The sequence below is a fragment of the Xanthomonas sp. F4 genome (genome assembly GCF_011761895.1).
This window is the reverse complement of sequence record NZ_JAASQX010000001.1, coordinates 1,792,718-1,813,810: the sequence shown is the minus strand read 5'-3', so window position 1 is coordinate 1,813,810 and position 21,093 is coordinate 1,792,718. Positions and strand designations below refer to the sequence as shown.

Here is a 21,093-nt window from a genome sequence, read left to right as displayed (position 1 = left end):
AGCCAGGATCCTTCGGTTCGTCGGCCTCCTTCGTGGAGGTTTTTTTGTTTCTGGGGTCGGCGTGGCGTGTGCGGAACGCGAGCACGCGTCTCTTGGCGTTGGCGGTGGATGGCGCGACCGCCTCACCGCGCCTGTCGCGGCGAAGCCGCTCCTATATGGGTCCGACGCTGCGAGGTGTTGATGGACGCACTGTGGGAGGGACTTCAGTCCCGACGCCTGGAACACATGGCCGCCTAAAATCCTGTCGCGGCAGTGACGGTGATCGAGCATGCAGCATCACTGCGCGCTTATCTGCCGACCACCGCCTACCGCCGCCACTTCATCAAGGGCTCGCATCCTGCAAGCGGTAGCTACCGCCGGCTCGCTGCTCGCCGCGCCAGCGGTCGAATGCGCGGACCTCGATGCGGTGCGCACCCACTTTCAGGTCGGTCGGCAAGGCGCCGCGCCACAGATGCTGCGAGGGAGTCGCTTCCGGCGAACGGTCGTAGCCGCGCAGCGCGTCGGCGGCATCGTCGCGCGCGTTCTCGGCGAGCAGTGTCGGGTCGGGCTGTTCGACCCGCTGCATCGGCTTCCAGGCGCCGTCGTCCACGCGGTACTCGACGCGCGTGTCGTCCTCGCCCATGTACACGTTCGCGTACACACCCCAGGCCGGATAGGCGCCGCGGCGCAACACCTTCGGCGCATGCAGGCCGATCTGCGCGTCGTCGGCGGCACGCGCGGCGTGGTAGGCCAGCGCGTAGCCGCCGTCGCGGCGCACGGTCAGCAGCGCGTAGCCGTTCGGGGTGCCATCGGCCATCGTCGCGGCGGGGATGCCGTCGGCATCCTTGACCCCGGACCAGAACGCGCCGCAGGCCGCGCCGACGTTGTACTCGTGCAGCGGCTGCGCGCCGTGCCAGCCGTCGGCCGCGGTGTAGTACACGTGCCGCTGGGTATGGCTGTGCCCGGTGAGCACCAGCACGTGCGGGAAGTCCTTCAGCAGCGCGAACAGGCGCGCACGATCGGTGTGGCGGAAGGTCTCCTTGCCCGGGACCGCATCGAACAGATGGATATGCATCCCCAGCACCAGCAGTCGGTCCTTGGGCACGCTGGCCAAATAGGCCTGCAGGAACGCGAACTGGTCTTCGCGCAGGCCGCCGACATACTTGGGCTGCTGCGTCGGCTGGTAGACCACGTCGTCCAGGAACACGAAGCTGGCCCCGCCCTCTTCCACCGCGTAGGTATCGGGGCCGTAGACCGCACGCCAGCTCGACAGCGAATCCACATCGTCGCTCGCGTCGAAGTTGAGGTCGTGGTTGCCGGGCACGTGGAACCACGGCACGCCGAGCTTGGCGGTTTCCGCATTCAGCGCCGGATACAGCGACAGGTCGTCGCTGACCACGTCGCCCAGCGTGGTGCCGATGCGCGCATGGGTCTTGCCGCGCAGGGGCGCGACGATGTCGCGGGCGTAGTAGCCGACGTCGGTCATCGACGCGGTCTGGGTATCGGCGAACACCAGCACCTCGGTGCTGTCGGCCTTGGGCTGCGCGCGCAACGCGAAATCCCAGTGGTCGGTGGTGCCGCTGGTCGGGGCAATGCCCGGGTACTTGAGCTTGGGCGAGCCAGCCGGTGCGTAATGCCGCCAGTAGTCCGGCAGGCCGTTGCCGGCGCTGGCGAAGCTGTAGCCGTCGGGCTTGATCACGAACACCGTGCGGCCTGGCTCCACCTGCAGTCGGTAGCGGCCCTGCGCGTCGGTGCGGACGATGTGCACGCCGTCGGAGACCTGCACGCCGGCGATGCCGGTATCGCCAGGGCCGCGGCCCGGGGCGTTGTCGCGTTCCTGATAGACGCTGCCGCTGATCGTCGCGGTCTGCGCCACGGCAGGAGCGGCGGCAGCCAACAGGCAGGCAAGGACGACGGTGCGCAGCATGCGGAACATCCGGGGAAACCGAGGGCTCCCGATTGTAGCCAGCTATGCCGACGCGGCGATGACCGCGCCGGACAGGCTCAGCGGTGCCGCGCTTCCAGCACCGCCACTGCGTCGGCCAGGCCCAGGCCGCGCGCGCGCAGCAGCACGGTCAGGTGGTAGAGCAGATCGGCGGATTCGCCGAGCAGTTCGTCGTCGCCCTGGGCGACTCCGGCCAGCGCGGTCTCCACGCCCTCCTCGCCCACTTTCTGCGCGATGCGCCGCGTGCCTTTCTCGAACAGCTGCGTGGTGTAGCTGCCTGTGGGCCGTTCGCGCTCGCGCTGGGCGACCAGGCGATCGAGCGCGCCCAGGAACTGGCCCGGCGCCTGCGGGAAGCAGCTGTCGCGGCCCAGGTGGCAGGTCGGACCGTGCGGATGCGCCAGGACCAGCAAGGTATCGCGATCGCAATCGGTGTCGATCGCGACCACGTCCAGGACGTGCCCGGAGCTTTCGCCCTTGGTCCACAGCCGCTGCTTGCTGCGGCTGTAGAAGGTGACCTGGCCGCTGCGCCGCGTCTGCGCCAGCGCCTCCTGATTCATGTAGCCCAGCATCAGCACGCGCAGGGTGGCGGCGTCCTGCACCACCACCGGCAGCAGGCCGTCGCCCTTGCCCCAGTCCAGCGCCGCATCGGCGGCATCCGCGTCATGGGAGTGTTCATGCGGCATCGCGCACCTCGATCTGTTGTTGGCGCAGGAAGCGCTTGAGTTCGGGAATGGCGATGGCGCCGCTGTGGAACACGCTCGCGGCCAGCGCGCCGTCGACGTCGGCGCGCTCGAACACATCGGCGAAGTGCTGCATCTCGCCGGCGCCGCCGGACGCCACCAGCGGTACCTTGCACAGGGCGCGCACCTCATGCAGCTGGGCGATGTCGTAGCCGCGGCGCACGCCGTCGCTGTCCATGCAGTTCAGTACGATCTCGCCGGCGCCCAGGCGCTGCGCCTCCACCACCCAGTCCAGGGTGCGCATGCGCAGCGCCTGGGTCTTGCTGGGGTCGCCGGTGAAGCGGCGCACGCGCCACTGGCCGTCGTCCTCGCGGATCGAATCGATGCCGACCACCACGCACTGCACGCCGAACGCCTCGGCCAGCTCGGCGATCAGCGCCGGCCGCTCCAGCGCCGGCGAATTGATCGAGATCTTGTCGGCGCCGGCGTGCAGCACCGCGCGCGCGGTGGCGACGTCGCGGATGCCGCCGGCCACGCAGAACGGGATGTCCAGCAGCCGCGCCACCTTCTCGACCCAGGCGTAGTCCACCGAGCGCCCTTCCGGGCTGGCGCCGATGTCGTAGAACACCAGTTCGTCGGCACCCTGGTCGCGGTAGCGCAGCGCCAGCTCGGCGATGTCGCCCATGTCCACGTGGTCGCGGAACTTGACGCCCTTGACCACGCGCCCCTCGCGCACGTCCAGGCACGGAATGATGCGCCGGCTCAGCATGCCAGCGCCTCGTCCAGGCGCAACCGCCCTTCCAGCAGCGCCTTGCCGAGGACCGCGCCGGCGCAGCCGGCCTCGCGTGCGCCGCGCACATCGGCGGCGTCGCGGATGCCGCCGGAGGCCTGCACGGCCAGCGTCGGCGCGAGTTGCCGCAGGTGCGTGTACAGCGCCAGGTTCGGCCCGGACAGCATGCCGTCGCGGGCGATGTCGGTGCACAGCAGATGGATCAGGCCGGCCGCGGCGTACTCGCCGGCCAGCGCATCCAGGCTCAGCGACGAGGTCTCGGTCCAGCCGTGCACCGGCAAGCGCCACACGCCGTGCGCGTCCTGGCGACTGTCCAGCGCCACGGTGATGCGGTCGGAGCCGAACTCGGCCAGCCACTCCAGCACCGACTCGCGGTCGCGCACCGCCAGCGAACCGATCACCACGCGGCTGGCGCCGGCATCGAGCAGGCGTTGCACATCGGCGCGCGAGCGCACGCCGCCGCCGGTCTGCACCTGCAGCCCGGTCTCGCTGCGGATCCGCTGCAGCAGCGGCGCCAGGGTGTAGCCGCCGGCGCGGGCCGCATCCAGGTCGACCAGGTGCATCCACTGCGCACCGGCGTCGGCGAAGGCCTGCGCGCGGCGCAGCGGATCGTCGCCGTAGTGGGTCTCGCGGGCGTAGTCGCCCTGCGCCAGCCGCACCACGCGGCCGTCGCGGATGTCCAGCGCGGGATAGACGACGAAGCTCATGGGAAATCGGTCTCGAGGAAGTTGCGCAGGATGCGCGCGCCGGTATCGGCCGAGCGCTCGGGATGGAATTGCGCGCCGCAACGGCGGCCGTGCTGCACCACCGCGGTGAACAGGCCGCCATGGTCGCAGGCGGCAACGGTGTCGGCGGTGACCGGCGCGGCATAGCCATGCACGAAATAGGCGCTGGCGCCGTCCGGCACGCCCGCCAGCAGCGACGACGGCTGCAACGGCAGCAGCCGGTTCCAGCCCATGTGCGGCACGCGAATGCCCAGCGCCGGCGGCATGCGCCGGACCACGCCGGTCAGCAGGCCCAGGCAGTCGACATCGCCCTCCTCCGAGCGTTCGAACAGCAACTGCATGCCCAGGCAGATGCCGATCAGTGGCACTTGCAACGCGCGGAGTGGCTCGATCAGACCTTGCTCGCGCAGCCGCGCCATCGCATGCGGCGCGGCGCCGACGCCGGGCAGGATCACCCGGTCCGCACCCTGCAGGCCGGCCGCATCGCGGACCAGCCGCGCCTCCACGCCCAGGCGCTCCAGCGCATAACGCACCGAGCCCAGGTTGGCGCCGCCGGCGTCGATCAGCGCGACATCGGTCATCGCAGGCTCCTTGCAGCAGTCGCGCGCATCACAGCACGCCCTTGGTGGAGGGCAAGGCCGCACCTTCGCGGCGCAGCGCCTGGCGCAGGGCACGCGCCAGCGCCTTGAAGCAGGCCTCGACCTTGTGGTGGTCGTTGTCGCCACGCACGCTCAGGTGCAGGTTCAGCCCGGCCGCATCGCACAGCGAGCGGAAGAAGTGCGGCACCAGCTCGGTCGGCATGTCGCCGACCCGCTCGCGCTTGAACTCGCCTTCGAACACGAAGTACGGCCGCCCGCTGAAATCCAGCGCGGCGCTGGCCAGGGTCTCGTCCATCGGCAGGGTGAAGCCGTAGCGGCCGATGCCGCGCTTGTCGCCCAGCGCCTGGCGCAACGCCTGCCCCAGCGCCAGGCCGGTGTCCTCGATGGTGTGGTGTTCGTCGATGTGCAGGTCGCCCTCGGCGCGCACGTCCAGGGCGAAGCCGCCGTGCTTGCCGATCTGCTCGAGCATGTGGTCGAAGAACGGCAGGCCGGTGGCGCAGTGCGGATCGCGCGCCAGGTCCAGGTCGATCTCGACCGCGATGCGGGTTTCCTTGGTGTCGCGCTGCACCCGTGCGCGGCGCGGCGCATCGGCCAGTTCATGGGCGATGCCGGCCCAGTCCCACTCGCCGCCGAACTGCGCGGTGCGCAACTGGAAACCGCGGATGCGCAGGTTCTCGGCGAACTGAATGTCGGTGACCCGGTCGCCGACCATGGCCGAGCGCGCCCAGTCGATGCTGCGGTCCTGCAGGTACGGCAGCATCAGACCGATGCCGGGCTTGCGCGTGGGCGCGTTGTCGGCCGGCCAGCTGCGGTCGACCAGCACCTCGCGGAACACGATGCCCTGGCTGGCGAAGATCTGCAGCATCAGGTCGTTGGGGCCGTCGAAGGCGGCCTGCGGATAGGCCTCGCTGCCGAGGCCATCCTGGTTGGTGACGATGACGAACTGGTAGCCGGCATCGCGCAGCTTGAGCATCGCCGGGATCACGCCCTGCACGAAGCGCAGCTTCTCGTAGGCGTCGATCTGGAAATCGGCCGGCTCCTCGATCAGAGTGCCGTCGCGGTCCACGAACAGGATCGGAGTCATGCCGCCGCCCTCCACGCCTGCAAGGCGCCGAGCACGCGCTGGTTCTGCGCCGGCGTGCCCAGAGTGATGCGCAGCGCATCGCCCAGGCCCGGCGCGGCGCGCTGGTCGCGCACCACCACCCCGGCCGCCAGCAGCGCCTGGAACGCGCCCTCGGCGTCGTCGAAGCGCAGCAGCAGGAAATTGCCCTGCGACGGATACACCTGGCGCACGCCCGGCAACACCGCCAGCGCCGCCTGCATGCGCGTGCGTTCGGCGCGTACTTCCTGCACCCGTGCGGCGGTCTGCCGCAACGGTTCGGGCTGCAACGCAGCCAGCGCCAGCTGCGTGCACGGCGCCGGAATCGGATACGGCGCCTGGCAGCGCCGCAGCACCGCGATCAGCGCCGGATCGGCGATCACGCAGCCGATCCGCGCCGCCGCCAGCGCATGCGCCTTGGACAGCGTGCGCAATACCGCCAGATTGGGGTGGCGCGCCAGCAGGCCGGTCGCCGAGGCTTCGTCGGAAAACTCGCCATAGGCTTCGTCCACCACCAGCACCGCCCGCCCGTGCAGGCGCTCGGCGGCACGGGCGATGTCGGCCACGGCGATCGCCGCGCCGCCGGGGTTGCCCGGCGAGCACAGGAACACCAGCTTGGCCATCTGGCTCAATGCGGCGTCCACCACCGCGTCCACGTCGGTGAGCAGACCGTCGGCCGTGTCGCGCAGCGGGACCTCGACCACGCGTGCGTTCTGCAGCCGCGCGCACACCGCGTACATGCCGAACACCGGTGGGGTGATGACGATGGCATCGCGTCCCGGCTCGCACAGGGCGCGCAGCAGCAGGTCGATGGCCTCGTCGCTGCCGCGGCCGAGCAGCAGTTGTTCCGGGACGCAGGCGTACAGCGCGGCCAGCGCCGCGCGCAGCGCCGGTGGTTGCGGATCCGGATAACGGCGATTGCCGGCGTCGCCATCGGCGGCGTTGGCCCAGGCCGATTCGTTGGCATTGAGCCAGACCTCGCCCTGCAGCGCGCTGCTGCGTGCGGAGGAGTAGCCGGCGAAATCGCGCAGGTCCGGGCGTACCAGCGCCAGCACGGCGCGCGTGTCGGAGGTCGCGCTCATGCCGCCGTCTCCATGCGCAACGCCACCGCGTTGGCGTGCGCGTCCAGGCCTTCGGCCCGGGCCATCAACACCGCGCAGCCGCCGATCGTGGCGATGCCGTCGGCGCTGGCGCTCTGCACGCTGACGAAATTCTGGAAGCTGGCCACGCTCACGCCGCTGTAGGCGCGCGCGGCGCCGCTGGTCGGCAGCACGTGGTTGGTGCCGCTGCAGTAATCGCCCAGCGCCTCCGGGGTGTAGTCGCCTAGGAACACCGAGCCGGCGGCCTCGACCCGCTGCAGCCAGTCGCGCGGCGCGCGCAGCGCCAGGATCAGGTGTTCCGGCGCATAGCGGTTGCTGATGGCGAACGCGTCGTCCAGCGTGTCGACACGGATCAGCCGCGACGCGGCCAGCGCCTGCCGGGCAATCGCCGCACGCGGCAGCGTCGCCAGCTGCCGCTCCAGTTCGTTCTCGACCGCCTCGATCAATGCGACGCTGTCGGACAGCAACAGCACCTGCGAATCCGGGCCGTGCTCGGCCTGCGACAACAGGTCGGCGGCGACGAAGGCGGCATTGGCGCCAGCGTCGGCGATCACCAGCACCTCGGACGGACCAGCCGGCATGTCGATCGCCGCCGCGCCGGCCTGGGCGACCTGCTGTTTGGCCTCGGTGACGTAGCTGTTGCCGGGGCCGAACAACTTGTCGCAGGACGGCACGGTCTCGGTGCCGAAGCCCATGGCCGCGATCGCCTGGGCGCCGCCGAGCTTGAACACCCGGTCCACCCCGCACAGCGTCGCCGCGACCAGCACCGCCGGATCGGCCGAGCCGTCGGCACGCGGCGGCGTGCACAGCACCACTTCGCGACAGCCGGCCAGCGCCGCCGGCACGCACAGCATCAGCGCGGTGGACGGCAGCGGTGCGCTGCCGGCCGGCACGTACAGACCCACCCGGCCGATCGCCCGCACCACGCGCTCGCAGACCACGCCCGGCGCGGTCTCGACCGCATACGGCTGCGCCATGCCGGCGCGGTGGAAGGTGTCGATCCGCGCCGCCGCCTCAGCCATCGCCGCGCGCAGCGGTGCCGGCACCGCCGCCTCGGCGGCGGCGAACTCGCTGGCGCTGACCTCGAAGGTCTCCAGCACCACGCCATCGAAACGCGCGGTGAGCTCGCGCAGCGCCACGTCACCGCGGCTGCGCACGGCATCCAGCACCTGCGTCACCGCGCTGCGGGTCTGCTCGGCCACGCGCTGCACCGGCCGGGTCAGCGCCAGCGTCTGCTCCTGCGCGTCGAGCGCGCTCCATTCCAATCGATTCATGCCAGCGACCGCTCCACCGTCAACACCATCAACCCCTGCGCGCCTGCGCGCTCCAGTTCCTCCATGCGCTGCCAGGTGATCGCGCCGTGGCACATGGTCTGCAACTGCAGCGGGCCATCGGCGTCGCCAGGCAGTTGCACCAGCGGTTCGGCATCGGGCAGCAGCCGCGCCAGGTCGGCGACGCGCTCGCGCGCGGCGCGGAACATCAGCAGTTTGCTGTCGCGCAGCTTGAGCACGCCGTCGAGCCGGCGCAGCAGCATCGCCGCCAGGCCGGCGCGAGCGTCGGCCGGTTCGCGCACCGGCCCGGCCAGCACCGCCTCGCTCTCCAGCAGCGTCTCCACCGGCTTGAGCTGATTGGCGGCCAGGGTGGCGCCGCTGGAAACCAGATCGCAGATCAGGTCGGCGGTGCCCAGGCGCGGCGCGATCTCCACCGAGCCCGACAGTTCCACCACCTGCGCGGCAATGCCACGCGCGTCCAGCCAGTCGGCCAGCACCGCCGGATAGCTGGTGGCGATGCGCAGCCCCTGCACCTGCTGCGGCCCGCTCCATTCCCAGTTCTCGGGCACCGCCAGCATCAGCCGGCACTGCCCGAAGTTGAGTCCGCGCAGGGCGCGGTAGGCCTCGGGCAGGCCGTTGCGGCGGCGCTCGCCGGCCTGCTCTTCCAGTTCGTTGCGGCCGACGATGCCGAAGTCGCACACGCCATCGGCGATCAGGCCGGGAATGTCGTCATCGCGCACCAGCAGCAGGTCCACCGGCAACGATTCGCCGTAGCAGAACAGCTTGTCGCGGCTCTCGCGCCAGCTCAACCCGCAGGCCGCCAGCACCGCACGGGCCGGCTCGGCCAGGCGGCCACTCTTCTGGATCGCGATACGCAGCCGGTCGCGGGCCGGTGCTGCCAGGGAAGCACTCATCAGGACATCTCAGTGGGAATCGGAGGGGCGCGCCGTCTGCCGGCGCAGCGCCGCGGCATAGCCGCCGGCGCCGTATTCCAGGGTCCGTGCGACACGGCCGATGGTGGTGACGCTGACCTGGGTCAGGTCGTGGATCTCGCGGTACGGCACGCCCTTGAGCAGCAGCGGCACCACCCGCCAGCGGTCCGCCATCGCCTCCAGCTCGGCCGGCGTGCACAGGTCCTGCAGGAACGCCGCCACTTCCTGCGGCTTGCCGAGCTGGGCCAGGGTGCGCGCCAACGCCTTGAACGAGGCATCGCTGTCGCGGTCTTCTGCGGGGACGGGACGTTGTTTCATTGCGCTAATGTAATAGCACGCTATTACAAGGTCAAGTTTTCGCGGGTCGCGCCGGCCTGCCGTTCAGCCGTGACCATCCGCAGCGACTACACCCATCGCGCCGGTGCCGGCATCACCAGCAACGGCGATTTCGGCGTGCCCGCTGGATGCTTGGATGCCCTGCCCAGACGCGCTCAGCCCCTAAGCACTGTGGAAGATGGCGCCTTCCGCATGTGGAAGGACCGACCGGCGGCCGCTAGGATCGGCAACGACCACCGCCCCAGGAGCGCCGCATGCGCTACGCATGTCTTGCCAGTCTTACGCTGTGCCTGGCGACGCACGCACTGGCGCAGCCGCCTCCGGCACCACCCGCCCAAGTGGCGACAAGCGGCGACACCGCGCTTGCCACGGCGGGGCTCCCGATCCGCTCCAGCGCCCAGCTCGAGGCCTACCTGCGCGCCCACGCCGGCCAGCGCACGCCACTGGATGCGCTCACGCCCGGCGCCCGCGAACGCTTCCTCGACGGCCTGGTGTTCGGCCGCAACGGCCTGGGTGGATTCGATACGCAGGACCTGCCGCAACTGACCCGCGAACAGGGTCGCGCATTGCTGGCGCTGTTCGGCGTCGAGCGTTATGCCGAAACCTTGCCGCACTGGGCAACGCAGCCGCGCGTCAGCGATCCCGCTGCCCGGATCGGCGACCTGGAGCGCCGTTACAACCGCTATCACCGGAATCTGGACGGCCTGCGCCACAGCGAGCGCGATCCGTGGCCCGCGTTGCGCAGCGCCCTGCCCGAGATCTTCGATCGCGCCGCCATCGCACAGCTGGACGATACCGCGCTGGACCTGCTGTATCGGGCCGTCGTCGCCACCTACGCGCTGCGCCCCACCGCGGCAGGGCTCGACGCGCAACTGCAGGTACTGGCGCAGTTGCGGCGCCGCGGCCAGGCCAGTGCGACGCAGGTGGATGCCGCCGGCAACGCGCTGCTGCTGGCGCATCGCGCGGAGGACGCGCGACGTGTGCTGGCCGATGGCGGCAGCGCCGACTGGCCGCGCTGGCAGCGCTTCGACGACCGCCTGGGCGCGGCGGCGCAGGGCCCGACGCTGTGGTCGCTGGACGCCGATGGCCGCACCCTGCGCCGGCAGCGGATCGATCTGCGGCCAACCCGGATCCTGGTCAGCGCCGGCTGCCATTTCGCGGCCGACGCCGCACGCGCCATCGCCGCCGATCCCGAGCTGGGGCCGGCGTTCCGCGACCACGCGCTATGGCTGTCACTACCGCCCGTCAGCGAGGACATGGACGCGTTGCGCGCCTGGAACCGCGCGCAGCCGCAGACGCCGCTGCACCCGCTCTACGACGTCGAGGAATGGCGGCTGCTGCCACGCGAATGGCGCATGCCGACGTTCTTCCTGGTGCGCGACGGCAAGGTCGTCGCGCAATTGCAGGGGTGGCCGGCGGAGGATGGCGCGCAGCGCAGAGCACTGAAGGCGATGCTGCAGGATGCGGGCCTGCTGTAGGAGCGGCTTCAGCCGCGACAGGCGTTCCCGGTGATGCGTCGCGGCTGAAGCCGCTCCTACGAAATCCTTTACGGCGTGGCGGCCGTCTCCGGCCGCCGCGACCGGCTCAGGCCATGACCTTGGCCTGCTCCAGTTCCACCAACAGCGTGCTGGCCAGTTCGTCGCGGGCGATCTCGAACTGCTGCTCGCGCAGCAGGTCCTTGACCGCGACCACGCCGCGCGCCAGCTCGTCGTCGCCGGCCAGCACCACGAAGCGGATGCCGGCACGGGCCGCGTACTGGAACTGCTTGCCGATCTTCTTCGGCTCCATCTGCACTTCGGTGTTGATGCCGCCGACGCGCAGCCGCCGCGCGATGTCCAGCGCGTCGTCCAGCTTGGCCTCGTCCATCAGCGCCACCATCGCCTGCACGCTGCTGGAGGCGATGCCATCGATCAACCCGGCCTCGCGCAGCTGCCAGAACAGCCGGGTCAGGCCGATGGAGATCCCCACGCCGGGCAGCTTGGACTTGCTGTAGTGGCTGGCCAGGTCCTCGTAGCGGCCGCCCGAGCAGATCGAGCCGATCTGCGGGTAGTCGGTCAGCAGCGTCTCGTAGACGGTGCCGGTGTAGTAGTCCAGGCCGCGGGCGATGGAGAAATTCAGGCAGTACGCGGTTTCCGGCACGCCGAGCGCCTTGACCAGGGCCAGCACCTCGCGCAGCTCGGCCACGCCCTCGCGCAGGATCGTGCTGGACGCCGCATCGGCCTCCAGTGCCTGCAGCCGTGCCAGCGCATCGTCATGTCCGCTGGAGCGCACCGCGACGAAGTCGAGGATGCGCTGCACCTGCTCGGCAGGAATGCCGAAGCCCTCGCCGGCCAGCGTCTCGCGCACGTAGTCGGCGCCGCGCTTGTCCAGCTTGTCGACCTCGCGCAGCACCGCGAGCTGGCGCTCGCCCTCGGCCACGCCCAGGCTCTCGAAGAAGCCGCGCATCAGCTTGCGGTTGTTCAACTGCACGGCGAAATCGCCAATGCCCAGTTCGGCGAACACCGCGTGGATCACCGCCAGCACCTCGGCGTCGTAGCGGATGCTCAGCGCGTCCTTGCCGATCACGTCGATGTCGCACTGGTAGAACTCGCGGAAGCGGCCGCGCTGAGCGCGTTCGCCGCGGTACACGCGCTGCATCTGGTAGCGGCGGAACGGGAAGCTCAACTCGTGCTCGTGCTCGGCCACGTAGCGGGCCAGCGGCACGGTCAGGTCGAAGCGCAACGCCAGCTCAGGCAGCCCGCCCTCGCCGCCCTCGGCCGCGGCATTGGCCAGCGCACCGGTGGACTGCACGAAGTACACCTGGCGCTCGGTCTCGCCGCCGGACTTGGTCAGCAGCACGTCGGACAGCTCGAACACCGGCGTCTCCACCGGCAGGAACCCGAACCGCTCGTAATTGCGGCGGATGACGTCCAGCATGCGCTGAAACGCGATCTGCTCGCGTGGCAGCAATTCCATGATGCCGGGCGGCGTACGGGGCTTGATCACGTGCGGAACTCCTGCGATTCGGGGGCGAGCGGGACGCCAATTCTAGCCGCACCGGCCACGCCCGGCCGCATCGGCGTATCATTCCCTGGTGACGACGCCGCTGCCACGCCCATGAACCGGCCTCCTTCCGGATTCGCCCTGCCCTACGCCGAACCGGCCGCCGCGCGTGCGCCGCACGGCAACGAGTGCCTGCATTGCGCGGTCCGCCACCTGGCGATCTGCTCGGCGCTGGCCTGCGACGAGGTGCAGGCGCTGGAACGGGTCACCACGTCGCTGACCTATCCCACCGGCGCCACCATCGCGCGCACCGGCGAGGCGCGGCAGGCCGTCTATACCGTCACCGCCGGCGCGCTGCGCCTGGTCCGCACCCTCGCCGACGGGCGCCGCCAGGTCGCCGGTTTCGTCCTACCGGGCGACTACGTCGGCCTGAGCGAATCGGCCAGGCACCGCCACGACATCGAAGCGATCGCCGACAGCCGGGTGTGCCGGGTGTCGGTGGCGCAGATGCAGCAGTTGCGCACCCAGTTCCCGCACCTGGAGCGCAAGTTGCTGCAGCGCGCCTGCCTGGAACTGGACGCGGCGCAGGACGCGGCGCTGTCGCTGGCGCGGCTGCAGCCGGCCGAGAAGCTGGCCGACTTCCTGCTCAAGCTGGCCGCGCGCGCGGCGCGCCAAGGCGATGCCGGCAACAAGGTGGTGCTGCCGATGGGCCGCGGCGACATCGCCGACCATCTCGGCCTGACCATGGAAACGGTCAGCCGTACCTTCACCAAGCTGCGTCAGCAGGGCCTGATCGCGCTGCCGCAACTGCACGTGGTGGAGATCCGCGACTTCGCCGCGCTGCACCGGCTGGCCTCGGACGAAGCCTGAGCCGGATCGCTGCGGCGATTTTTTCGCCACGTCGCGCCAGGCGCTGACGCCACGCGGCGCCCGGCCACTTATCCACAGGATTCCAGGGCAACGTTCCACACTGCGTGTGGACAACCTCGCCGCGCCGGCTGGCCGGCAACGGATGGCCTGTGCGGTGGCGGGCAACCCCAACGCCACGCCACCCCTGAACGCTTCAGCTGGTCTTCGCCGCATCGCGGCCCGACCGGCATAGACTGCGCGCGCAACACACCTGCGGCGTCGCCGCGGTGCCGGTGGGGGGGACCACTCGGAGGGCCAACATGGCCGTCGCCATCGAGATGCAACACGCCTCGCGCGCCTGCGTGATGCTGGACCGCGAGCGCGAACTGGCGTTCTGGAAGATGCACTTCGTGCACAGCACCTTCCATCAGCCCGGTTACACCTTCCATGACTACGAGCCGGCACTGAAGCTGGCCTACGACGCCTACCTCAAGTACCACGGCCAGCGCGTGGAGGACGTGGTCGCGCAACTGCGCGACGTGTTCCTGCGCGACCACCCGCGCTCGCGCCTGGACTGGCTGCAGGTGCGCGGGATTGTCCTGGCCGCCTGGCAGCGGCTGCAGCCGTCCGACTGAGCCGCCAGGCGCGCGGGCGCCACCGCCCGCGCAGTGCTCAACCGGCGAGCAGACGCGCGCGCAAGGCCGCGTAGTCCGGCGCGATCGGCTCGGCCTGTGCCGGCCGCTGCAGCAGCGCCGCCAATGCCGGCGGCACCGGCACCGGCTGCCCGATCAACGGCTCCACCACGCCTTCGAACTTGGCCGGATGTGCGGTGGCCGCCACCGCCCAGTCGCCGGCATCGGCTTCCGCACCCTCGGCGCGCAGTTGCTGCAGCACGTGCAGCGCGGTGGCGGTGTGCGGGCAATGCACCTCGCCATAGCGGCGGAAACGCTCGCCGATGGTCTGGCGGATCTGCGCATCGTCCACCGAGTACGCCTGGAATTGGGTGCGCAGGGTGGCGTCGTCGCCCTGGTACAGCCAGCGCAGGCGCTCGACGTTGCTCGGGGCACCCACGTCCATGGCATTGGCGACGGTCGCCACGCTGGGCTGCGGCGTGTAGTCGGCGCCGGCGAAGAAGTCCGGCAGCACGCGGTTGGCGTTGGTGGCCAGCACGATCCGGCCCAGCGGCACGCCCAGCGCACGCGCCAGGATCGCCGCCAGCGCATTGCCGAGATTGCCAGTGGGCACCACCAGGTTCAGCGGTTGCGCATGCGCGGCATGGTGCTGCAGCGCTGCGTGCGCGTAGTAGCTCATCTGCGGCAGCAAGCGCCCCAGGCTGATGCTGTTGGCCGAACTCAACGGCGCCTGCGCCTGCAGGTCGGCGTCGTTCAGCGCCTGCTTGACCAGGGCCTGGCAGTCATCGAAGGTGCCGGCTACGCGCAGCGCCTGGATGTTGTCGCCGAAGCAGCCGAGTTGGTGCGCCTGGCGCGGCGACACGCGCCCGTCCGGATACAGCACCACCACGCGCAGCCCGGGCTGGCGATGGAACGCGGCCGCGACCGCGGCGCCGGTGTCGCCGGAGGTGGCGACGAGGATGGTCAGCGGTGTCGCCGCCCCCCGCCGCAGCCGGGTCAGGCAGGCGGCCAGGAAGCGCGCGCCGAAATCCTTGAAGGCGGCGGTCGGGCCATGGAACAGCTCCAATGCATGGTCGCCGGGCGTGGCCAGCGGCTGCAGCGGCGCATCGAAGTCGAAGGCCTCGGCGCAGATGGCCGGCAGTTCCGTGGCCAGGGCGTCGCCGTCGAAGAACGGCGCCAGCAGGTCCGCGGCGGTCTCGGCGAGGCTGGCGCCGGCGCGCAGGTCGCGGGCGGCGGGCATGCGCTCGGGCACGTACAGGCCGCCATCGGGGGCGAGGCCGGCGGCGATGGCCTGGCTGAGTGAGACGGGGGGTGCGGCGTTACGGGTGGAGATGAAGTTCATGGTGGTTCCGGTGGCAGGGGAATTTCGGTCGCACTGGCATTCTCGGCTTTGGCTGTTGCTCTAGCTGTTGCTGTTGCTGTTGCTGTTGCTTTGGCTGTTGCGCTTCTGCTTCACCCGGGGTCCCCTCGGCGCGGCAGCCGCGGCGGGCGAATACCCGAAGGGCGACGCGCAGGATGCGCGTCGTTTTTCGCCGGCACATGGATGTGCCGTCGAAAAATGCCCGTCGTGGCTGCGGACCCGGAGCGCGTAGCGCGGAGGGCGCGCTGCGGGGTGTGCTTTCTTTTGGTTACTTTTCTTTGCACAAGCAAAGAAAAGTGACTCGCCGCCAGGCGAAAGCTGTTGCTCTTGTTGTTGCTTTAAGACCCATGCAGGAGCGGCTTCAGCCGCGACAGGCGCTTCGCCCATCGCCCAGGTCGCGGCTGAAGCCGCTCCTACAAGCTCCGCTCGTCCGCCACACGCAAAAATCAAGCAACAGCAACAGCTTTCGCCTTGCGGCGAGTTACTTTTCTTTGCTCGCGCAAAGAAAAGGTAACCAAAAGAAAGCGCGCCCTGCCTCGCGCCCTCCGCGCTAACGCGCTCCGGGTCCGCGTCCATCACGGGGATTCGCGGAAGGGGCATCCTGCCCCTGCCGCGAACGGCGCACGTCCCTGTGCGCCGCCCTTCGGGTTTTTCCCCGCGATGGCCGCCGCTTCGGAAGGGAACCCCCGGTACGGCAACAGCAACAACAAGAGCAACAACCAGAGCAAGAGCAACGACAACAGCTACTGCGACAGCAAAAGCAAAATCGGCAACAGCATCAGCAACAGCAACAGCAACAATATCGGCAGCGGCAGTAGCGGCAGCAACAAAGGCGTCAACGCGCCGCGCCAACGCTCGGCTACAGCAACGTCGCGCCCGGACACTGCAGCGGCGACACCCAATGCTGGCTGCCGAAGCCGGCATCCGCGAAAGCAGCCTGGACCGCCGGCGCCGCGGCCTCGGCCTCGGCGCGGGTGGCGAACCAGGCGAACACGCTCGGGCCGGCACCGGAAATGCCCGCGCCCATCGCCCCAGCCGCCAGCGCCGCCGCCTTGGCCGCGTCGAAACCGACGATCAACGGCGCGCGCCGTGGCTCGATCAGCACATCGCGCAAGCCGGCGCGTACCAGCGCCTCGTCGCCGGCATGACAACCCGCCAGCACCAAGGCCAGGTTCGCGCTCTGCGCCACGAACTCGCCGAGCCGGTACTCCCCGGCCAACGCCGCGCGCGCATGGCGCGTCTCCAGCGTCGCGTCCGGATGCACCAGCAAGCTGTGCCAGCCAGTCGGCACCGGTACCGGCACCAGCCGCTCCAGGGTCGACAGCACCAGCCCGCCGAGCAACATCGGACCGAGGTTGTCGCCATGGCGGCTGCCGCTGGCCACCGCCTCGCCGTCCAGCGCATAGCGATACAACTGATCGCGCGACAGCGGCGCCTCGAGCAAGGCATTGGCCGCCACCAGTGCAGCCACGCACGAGGCGGCCGAGCCGCCCATGCCGGAGCTGAGCGGGATGCCCTTGTCGATCTCCAGTTCGAAACCAAATGGCAGCGCCAACGCCTCGCGCAGCGACATCAGGGCCGCACCGGCGGTGTTGCGTGCGGGCTCCAGCGGCAAGGCGACCGTGGTGCCGCGGATCGCGGTGATGCGGACCTCGGGCGCATCGATGCGGCGCACCGTCACCGTGTCGCCGACGCCTTCCACCGCGTAGCCGAGCAAATCGAAGCCCACCGCCACGTTGGCCACCGAGGCCGGCGCGAACGCGCGTGCCTGCACCGGCAGCGCGGCCGTACCCATGGCGCTTGTCGGCAGCGTCTGCATCCGGCTCACAGCCGCGCGCCCTCGCCCGCCGCCACCCGCAGCAGGTCGGCGAACACGCCGGCGGCGGTCACTTCCGGGCCGGCGCCCGGCCCCTGCACCACCAGCGGATTGGCGCAGTAGCGGCGGGTGGTGAACTGCACCACGTTGTCGGTCAGGCGCAGGTTGGCGAAGGCATGGTCGGCCGGCAGCTCCACCAGGCCCACGCTGGGCGCATGGCCCGGCGCCAGCCGCGCCACGTAGCGCAGCACGCAGCCGCGCGCCTTGGCCGCCTGCAGGCGCTGGGCGAAGGCGTCGTCGACCTCGTGCAGGCGCGCCATGAAATCGTTCACGCTGGCCTGGCGCAGCGCTTCCGGCACCAGGCTCTCCACCGCCACGTCCTCCAGACTCAGTTCGTGCCCGGCCTCGCGCGCCAGGATCACCAGCTTGCGCGCCACGTCGGTGCCGGACAGGTCGTCGCGCGGATCCGGTTCGGTGTAGCCCATGCCGCGCGCCTCGGCCACCAGTTGCGCGAACGGCACGCTGCCGTCGTATTTGTTGAACAGCCAGGCCAGGGTGCCGGAGAAGATGCCTTCGATGGCGGTGACGGCATCGCCGGTATCGACCAGGTCGCGCAAGGTGGTGATCACCGGCAGCCCGGCACCGACCGTGGCCTCGTAGCGGAAGCGCGCGCCGCTGGCGGCGGCCGCGGCGCGGATGGCGTGGAAGCGCGGCAGCGGACCGGCGCCGGCCTGTTTGTTCGGGGTCACCACGTGGATGCCGGCCGCCAGCCAGCCGGCGTAGCGGTCGGCGACGTCGGCACTGCCGCTGCAGTCGATGATCACCGCATGCGGCAGATGCGCCGACAGCAGGTGTGCGGTGAACGCGTCCAGATCCGTCGGCTGCTGACCGGCGGCCAACGCCTGCCGCCAGTCGCCGGCGAAGGCACGCGGCTCCAGCCGCATGGTGCTGCGCGAGGCGATGGCGCGCAGGCGCAGGTCGAGGTTGGCCTTGGCCAGCAGTTGCGGCTGCGCGGCACGCAATTGGTCCAGCAGCGCCGCGCCGACGTTGCCCGGCCCGATCACGCCGACCGAGAAGGTCTGCGGCGACAGCCAGAAGCCGGCATGCGCGGCGCGCAGCGCCTTGGTCGCGTGTGCGCTGTCGATGGCCACCGAGATGTTGCGCTCGGACGAGCCCTGCGCGATCGCCAGGATGTTGACCTGGGCGCGGCCCAGCGACTCGAACAGGCGCGCGGCCACGCCGGGCTGCCCGGCCATGCCGTCGCCGACCGCGGCCAGCACGCTGATGCCGGTGGTCAGCTGCACGCGCTGCACCTGGCCCACCACCAGTTCGTGGGCGAAGGCCGAGAGCAGCGCGTCGCGGGCGCGCTCGGACTCGTTCTGCCGCACCACGCAGCAGATGGAATGTTCGGACGAGCCTTGCGAGATCATCACCACCGACACGCGCGCGTTGCGCAGCGCGGCGAACACGCGCTCGGCAGTGCCGGGCACGCCGATCAGTCCGGTGCCTTCGAGGTTGAGCACGGCCAGGTCCGGGCTCAGGGTCAGCCCCTTGATCGGGCCGCTGGTGGCGCTGCTGGCGGTGATGCGGGTGCCCGGATGCTCGGGCTGGAAGGTGTTGCGGATGATGATCGGCAGGCCGCGCTCGATCGCCGGCGACATCGTCTGCGGGTGCACCACCTTGGCGCCGAAATAGGCCAGTTCGCAGGCTTCGTCGTAGCTGAGCGTCTCCAGCTGCACCGCTTCGGGCACCACCCGCGGGTCGGCCGAGAGCACGCCGTCGACGTCGGTCCAGATGTGCAGTTCGGCGGCGTCGAACAGCGCGGCGAAGATCGCGCCGGAATAGTCGCTGCCGTTGCGGCCGAGGGTGGTGATGCGGCCGGCGCGGTCGCGGGCGACGAAGCCGGTGACCACGATGCGCTGCTGCGGGTGCTGCGCACGCCACTGCGCCAACCGCTGCGCGCTGGCGGCCCAGTCCACATCCACACCCAGTTCGCCACGATCGACCACCAGCACCTCGCGCGCATCGAGCACGGCGCAGTCCTCGCCCAGCGCCCGCAGATGGTCGCCCAGCAATTGCGCCGAATACACCTCGCCTAGCCCCTGCACGCGGTCCAGCACTTCCCGCGGCAACTCGCCGATCACCGCCAGCGCAGCGAGGATTTCGGCCAGGTGCTCGAAGCGCGCGTCCAGCCATTCCACCGTGGCGCCGGCATGTTCGCCGAGCAAGGCCACCGCCGCGGCGCGATGACGGGCGCGGGTCTCGTGCCAGCGCTCGCGCCAGTCGCCGTGGCCGTGCGCGGCCAGCTCGGCCAGGCCGATCAAGGCATCGGTGATGCCCTTCATCGCCGAGACCACGGTGACCTGGAGGCGTTCCGGGCGCGCCAGCAGCAGTTGCGCCACATGGCGATAGCGTTCGGCGTCGGCCACCGAGGTGCCGCCGAACTTGTGCACGACGGTGGCGGCGGCGAGCGCGGGATCTACGGGGGAATCAGGCGAAGCGGCGACAGCGGGAGCGACGGCGGGCGACATGGGAGACCTCGGAGTGGAGGCCCCGCTCGCATCAGGCCGAGGGAGTCCCCCGCATCCTGATCCGGGTGCGGGGCCGTGGTGTTCGACAATCAGGCGAAGACGACGGACCGCACCGGGCGAATGGTGAGGGTGGTAATACCGGTGGTAATGCCCGCGGCAACGGCGGCCGCGTGCCGAAGCGAACGCGGAAGCGAGATGGCGGTGAGGGCGAGAACCTGAGGCATGAACGCAAGAGGACATCATGCGTCGGGGTGCTGTCAAGCGCCGTGTGTGCACCTGCAGCATCGACCTGCAGCATCGACCTGCTGGTCGAACGAGACGGTTGCAAAAGTGACTATCGCCAAACGCTGACAAACCCGGCGTTGCGCCGGCTTGCGATACTTGCCCCTGCACGAAAAAACGCCGCGCGCGACGTAGACCAAAAGACTCCGCGACCAAGCGCGCGACGCTTGTGGCGCCGCGCGCTTGCGCAAGCCTTACTGCTGCTTCTGGTCGGCCGGCGGCGTCTGCGTCGGCTGCTGCGGATCCGGATTGGCCGGGTCCTGTGGGGTGGTCGGCGAGGTCGGCGACGTGCCCTGCGACGCGTCCTGGCCCTGCATGGTGCCCTGCCCGGTGTCGGTCCCGGTCGCGGTGCCGCTGGCGTCGCCGCTGGTGCTGCCTGCCGGCGCGGTGCTGCCGCCTGCCGGGCTGCCGTCGGCCGCTGCCGGCGGATTGGCCGCGTTGGGGTCGGTGGCCGGGTGGTCGCCATCGCGCTTGCACGCTGCCAGGGCGGCCAGCATCGAACCGACCAGGACCATCTTCATTGCTGTCTTCATGAGTCACTCCTGCTTCGCATAGGTGGGGAAGTCGCCGCGTGCTCGCCGGAACCTCCGGCGGTCACGCCATGGCGACCAGGACCGCCGATGCGCGGCGGCGATCGTCTCGCCGCGGTAGCGCGAACGGGACGCTTGTAGCGGACGCGGCGGATGCGATTCCGTCATCGTCGTTCGTCGCCGCTGCAGACAGCGCGGAATCGCAGCGCGACTGGCCGCGCAGCCGCAGTGGCCGACGTACCCAGCCTACCCAGGGCGATGCTCAGGCCGCGTCGGCACAAGGTGTAGACGACGTTATTGCAAACCGGGGCGACAACGCGCGATTCAGCGTCGTAGAATCCCCCGGCAGGCCAATGGCCCCGTAGCTCAGCTGGATAGAGCGGTCCCCTCCTAAGGGACAGGTCGTGCGTTCGAATCGCGCCGGGGTCACCATTTCGTTCATGCCGGCTGTGACCGCCATGGCGCCATCGGCCTTCTCCTCGCTTGCCGATGCAAGCCCCGCAGTCGCCGCGCGGCGCGATACCTGTGCGTTTTTGCGCTCGCCAGCCGCTCCAGGCCGGCGACGGCGGCCGGCTGCGTCCGGTCTGCTAAAATTGCCGGCTGCGCGTCCCGCGTCCCCCGCCTGCGGTCGCCTTCCCTGTCGCAACGAACCCAG

General features: G+C 70.5%; 18 protein-coding genes and 1 tRNA gene. 4 read left to right on the top strand and 15 right to left on the bottom strand.

Features of this window, described 5'->3' with window-relative positions; all coding sequences use genetic code 11:
* Positions 1 to 322 precede the first annotated feature (322 nt).
* The 10 genes from FHR66_RS07905 to FHR66_RS07860 all read right to left on the bottom strand — a co-directional run bounded on the left by FHR66_RS07905 (position 323) and on the right by FHR66_RS07860 (position 9,438).
* Entirely contained in the window at positions 323 to 1,915 is a 1,593-nt protein-coding gene (locus tag FHR66_RS07905) for a calcineurin-like phosphoesterase C-terminal domain-containing protein (RefSeq protein WP_160969023.1), read from the bottom strand.
* Between the two features lie 68 nt (positions 1,916 to 1,983).
* Complete coding sequence (gene hisIE, locus FHR66_RS07900; RefSeq protein ID WP_160969021.1) at positions 1,984 to 2,607, bottom strand: bifunctional phosphoribosyl-AMP cyclohydrolase/phosphoribosyl-ATP diphosphatase HisIE; 624 nt, start codon at positions 2,605 to 2,607, stop codon at positions 1,984 to 1,986.
* Complete coding sequence (gene hisF / locus FHR66_RS07895; protein WP_160969019.1) at positions 2,597 to 3,373, bottom strand: imidazole glycerol phosphate synthase subunit HisF; 777 nt, start codon at positions 3,371 to 3,373, stop codon at positions 2,597 to 2,599. The genes hisIE and hisF overlap by 11 nt, the downstream gene beginning before the upstream one ends.
* Complete coding sequence (gene hisA, locus FHR66_RS07890; RefSeq protein WP_160969017.1) at positions 3,367 to 4,101, bottom strand: 1-(5-phosphoribosyl)-5-[(5-phosphoribosylamino)methylideneamino]imidazole-4-carboxamide isomerase; 735 nt, start codon at positions 4,099 to 4,101, stop codon at positions 3,367 to 3,369. Before hisA ends, hisF begins: the two co-directional genes overlap by 7 nt.
* Complete coding sequence (gene hisH / locus FHR66_RS07885) at positions 4,098 to 4,700, bottom strand: imidazole glycerol phosphate synthase subunit HisH (protein WP_160969015.1); 603 nt, start codon at positions 4,698 to 4,700, stop codon at positions 4,098 to 4,100. Before hisH ends, hisA begins: the two co-directional genes overlap by 4 nt.
* 28 nt (positions 4,701 to 4,728) lie before the next feature.
* Positions 4,729 to 5,802, bottom strand: a complete 1,074-nt coding sequence (hisB, locus tag FHR66_RS07880) for a bifunctional histidinol-phosphatase/imidazoleglycerol-phosphate dehydratase HisB (protein ID WP_160969013.1) — start codon at positions 5,800 to 5,802, stop codon at positions 4,729 to 4,731.
* Entirely contained in the window at positions 5,799 to 6,899 is a 1,101-nt protein-coding gene (gene hisC, locus FHR66_RS07875) for a histidinol-phosphate transaminase (protein WP_160969011.1), read from the bottom strand. Before hisC ends, hisB begins: the two co-directional genes overlap by 4 nt.
* Complete coding sequence (gene hisD / locus FHR66_RS07870; protein WP_160969009.1) at positions 6,896 to 8,191, bottom strand: histidinol dehydrogenase; 1,296 nt, start codon at positions 8,189 to 8,191, stop codon at positions 6,896 to 6,898. The genes hisC and hisD overlap by 4 nt, the downstream gene beginning before the upstream one ends.
* The gene (hisG, locus tag FHR66_RS07865) at positions 8,188 to 9,102 is read right to left on the bottom strand and encodes an ATP phosphoribosyltransferase (protein ID WP_160969007.1); all 915 of its coding nucleotides are present in this window, start codon (positions 9,100 to 9,102) and stop codon (positions 8,188 to 8,190) included. Before hisG ends, hisD begins: the two co-directional genes overlap by 4 nt.
* 9 nt (positions 9,103 to 9,111) lie before the next feature.
* Positions 9,112 to 9,438, bottom strand: a complete 327-nt coding sequence (locus tag FHR66_RS07860) for a YerC/YecD family TrpR-related protein (RefSeq protein WP_017908286.1) — start codon at positions 9,436 to 9,438, stop codon at positions 9,112 to 9,114.
* 272 nt (positions 9,439 to 9,710) lie between these two features.
* Here FHR66_RS07860 and FHR66_RS07855 point away from each other — a divergent pair, with 272 nt between their 5' ends.
* On the top strand, positions 9,711 to 10,934 hold the full coding sequence (locus tag FHR66_RS07855; RefSeq protein WP_237475398.1) for a hypothetical protein: 1,224 nt from the start codon (positions 9,711 to 9,713) through the stop codon (positions 10,932 to 10,934).
* A gap of 106 nt (positions 10,935 to 11,040) precedes the next feature.
* Here FHR66_RS07855 and hisS read toward each other — a convergent pair whose 3' ends face one another.
* The gene (gene hisS, locus FHR66_RS07850) at positions 11,041 to 12,441 is read right to left on the bottom strand and encodes a histidine--tRNA ligase (RefSeq protein WP_160969005.1); all 1,401 of its coding nucleotides are present in this window, start codon (positions 12,439 to 12,441) and stop codon (positions 11,041 to 11,043) included.
* Positions 12,442 to 12,552: 111 nt separating this feature from the next.
* Between hisS and FHR66_RS07845 the strand changes: the two genes are divergently transcribed.
* A complete protein-coding gene (locus FHR66_RS07845) occupies positions 12,553 to 13,308 on the top strand; it encodes a Crp/Fnr family transcriptional regulator (RefSeq protein WP_160969003.1) in 756 nt (251 codons plus the stop codon).
* A gap of 299 nt (positions 13,309 to 13,607) precedes the next feature.
* Positions 13,608 to 13,922: a hypothetical protein gene (locus tag FHR66_RS07840; RefSeq protein ID WP_160969001.1), complete on the top strand. Its 315-nt coding sequence runs from the start codon at positions 13,608 to 13,610 to the stop codon at positions 13,920 to 13,922.
* Positions 13,923 to 13,959: 37 nt separating this feature from the next.
* Here the strand turns inward: FHR66_RS07840 and thrC are convergent, their stop codons facing one another.
* The 4 genes from thrC to FHR66_RS07820 all read right to left on the bottom strand — a co-directional run bounded on the left by thrC (position 13,960) and on the right by FHR66_RS07820 (position 20,441).
* Complete coding sequence (gene thrC, locus FHR66_RS07835; RefSeq protein ID WP_160968999.1) at positions 13,960 to 15,261, bottom strand: threonine synthase; 1,302 nt, start codon at positions 15,259 to 15,261, stop codon at positions 13,960 to 13,962.
* An 877-nt stretch (positions 15,262 to 16,138) separates the two neighbouring features.
* On the bottom strand, positions 16,139 to 17,074 hold the full coding sequence (locus FHR66_RS07830; RefSeq protein WP_237475397.1) for a homoserine kinase: 936 nt from the start codon (positions 17,072 to 17,074) through the stop codon (positions 16,139 to 16,141).
* Between the two features lie 29 nt (positions 17,075 to 17,103).
* Positions 17,104 to 19,626 carry a bifunctional aspartate kinase/homoserine dehydrogenase I gene (gene thrA, locus FHR66_RS07825; protein WP_202394888.1) on the bottom strand — a complete coding sequence of 841 codons (2,523 nt, stop codon included), beginning with the start codon at positions 19,624 to 19,626 and terminating at the stop codon, positions 17,104 to 17,106.
* 476 nt (positions 19,627 to 20,102) lie between these two features.
* Complete coding sequence (locus tag FHR66_RS07820; protein ID WP_237475396.1) at positions 20,103 to 20,441, bottom strand: hypothetical protein; 339 nt, start codon at positions 20,439 to 20,441, stop codon at positions 20,103 to 20,105.
* A gap of 352 nt (positions 20,442 to 20,793) precedes the next feature.
* Here FHR66_RS07820 and FHR66_RS07815 point away from each other — a divergent pair.
* A tRNA-Arg gene (locus FHR66_RS07815) sits at positions 20,794 to 20,870 on the top strand.
* The last annotated feature ends 223 nt before the right edge of the window (positions 20,871 to 21,093 follow it).